Origin of the sequence: Trebonia sp., from assembly GCF_049794275.1 — a bacterium.
Taxonomy (GTDB): Bacteria; Actinomycetota; Actinomycetes; order Streptosporangiales; family Streptosporangiaceae; genus Trebonia.
In genome coordinates this window covers 1-1897 of sequence record NZ_JBARCR010001054.1, presented here as the reverse complement: position 1 = coordinate 1897, position 1897 = coordinate 1, and the positions used below count along the sequence as shown (strand labels likewise).

The window sequence follows — 1897 nt, the reverse complement described above, 5'->3', positions numbered from 1 at the left end:
GGCCGGCGACGCCGGCCAGCAGCGTCCGCAGTTCCGCCGAGGCGGCCGACGCGGCGGTCAGCTCGCCGGTGGCGCCGGTGCTCAGCGACAGGTACGCGGCGGCGAACCCGTCGGTGCCCTGGGCGATCTCCTGGACCGACTGCCGGGCGGCGAGCCGGACCTCCTGGTTGAACTGGTTCTGCTCGAGGGTGCGGAGCACCACGATGCTGACCACGCCCATCACCACGAGGAAGGTCGCGGTCAGCGCGATCAGGCCGGCCAGCAGCCGGGTCCGCAGTGAGAGCGACCGCCGCCCCCACGCCGCCGCGGTCACGGCGAGCGCAAGGTGTAACCGACGCCGCGCTGGGTGTGGATCAACGGCGGCCCGAGCGGGTCGAGCTTGCGCCGCAGGTAACTCACGTAGGTCTCGAGAACCTGGGACTGCCCGGCGTACTCCCAGCCCCACACGTTTTCCAGCAGCTGCTTGCGGCTGAGCATCAGGCCCTGATTGCGCATCAGGTAGGCGAGCAGCCGGAACTCTGTCGGCGACAGTTCGACCGGGGTGCCCGCCCGGCGGACTATCCAGTGCTCCTCGTCGAGCTCGAGGTCGGCGACGCGCAGCGTGGGCCCGTCGTCGGCGTCGCCGTCCTCCGTGGCGTCCCGCTTGGCCGCGCGCCGCAGCACGGCCCGCACGCGGGCGACCAGGGCCTCGACAGAGAACGGCTTGGTGATGTAGTCGTCACCGCCGAGCGTCAGCCCGGTGACAGTGTCCGACGTCGTGTCCCTGGCGGTGAGAAAGATGACCGGCACGTCGTTGTCGCTCGCGCGAAGCCGGCGGCACACCTCGAAGCCGTCTATGTCGGGCAGCACGACATCGAGCACGATCAGGTCCGGGCTGGTGGCCGTGGCCAGCGCCAGCGCATCCATGCCGGTCGCGCTGGTCGTCACCGCGCAACCGTGAAACTTGAGGGCGACCTGGACGAGTTCGCGGATGTTCGGCTCGTCGTCGACGACTAGCACCTTCGGGATCGGGTCACCTTCTGTCGTGGCTGTCTGGTACGTAGTCTCTAGCTTCATTGTGCCCCGTCCCGCCGGCCCCCCGTGTCCGTACTCCTCATGCCGCGGAGTATGACCTGGCCGCCTGGGACGCCTGAAAGGAAACCCTGAGAGGAACCTGGGAACTAGCCGGCGGCCCGCAGGTGGCCGCGGCACCGCCCGCTAGGGCCGCTGGTCCATGCTGCCCGCGAGTGACCCGTAGGTGCCCAGCACGACATCCCAGAACTTGTCGGCGTCGATATCGGTCGCCACGAGCGCGTTCGGGCTGCCCGTCGCCTCGAAGTCGGTCACGGTCATCCCGGAGGTCCACGTTCCCGTGGTCTCCACCCGCACCAGCGCCGGCGTGTAGGTGAAGACCGACGGCTCGATGACGGACACGACCGCGCAGACGTCGTGCACCGGCGGTTCCCCGGTGCTGTCGTTCGAGTCCGCGTACTGCGCCAGCGCCGGCAGCATCAGCTCCGACCCCAGCTTCCCGAACGACCGCATCCGCTCCTGCACCGCCGCCGTCGCCCGCGCCCGCAGCGTGACGTCCAGGCCGATCATCCGCACCGTCCAGCCCGCGGAGAATACGATGGCCGCCGCCTCGGGGTCGGCCCAGATGTTGTATTCGGCGGCGGGGTTCACGTTGCCGCGCCCGGCCGAGCCGCCCATGATCACGAAGTCCCGCACCCACTCGGGCAGCCGCGGCTCGCGGCGCACCGCCAGCGCGATGTTGGTCAGCGGCCCCGTCGCGACCAGCGTGATCTCACCGGGCGCGGCGGCGATCTCGGCGATGATGAAGTCGATCGCGTGCCCGTCGCGCGGCCCGTGCGGCGGCGCGGGGAGGACAGCGCCGCCAAGGCCCGACTCGCCGTGGACG

General features: G+C 70.7%; 3 protein-coding genes. All 3 read right to left on the bottom strand.

What is annotated here, in order from left to right; translation table 11 throughout:
* Positions 1-313 (bottom strand): hypothetical protein (locus tag WA805_RS26415; protein ID WP_422284239.1); only part of this gene is annotated, 313 nt, incomplete at its 3' end.
* Complete coding sequence (locus tag WA805_RS26410; protein WP_422340985.1) at positions 310-1056, bottom strand: response regulator transcription factor; 747 nt, start codon at positions 1054-1056, stop codon at positions 310-312. The genes WA805_RS26410 and WA805_RS26415, both read right to left, overlap by 4 nt.
* Positions 1057-1197: 141 nt before the next feature.
* On the bottom strand, positions 1198-1897 hold a 700-nt coding region (locus WA805_RS26405; protein ID WP_425243701.1), incomplete at its 5' end, for a nucleoside hydrolase.

Excerpts from the sequence above, each read along its gene's own strand:
- WA805_RS26410 (WP_422340985.1), bottom strand. The coding sequence starts at position 1,056 with ATGAAGCTAGAGACTACGTACCAGACAGCCACGACAGAAGGTGACCCG.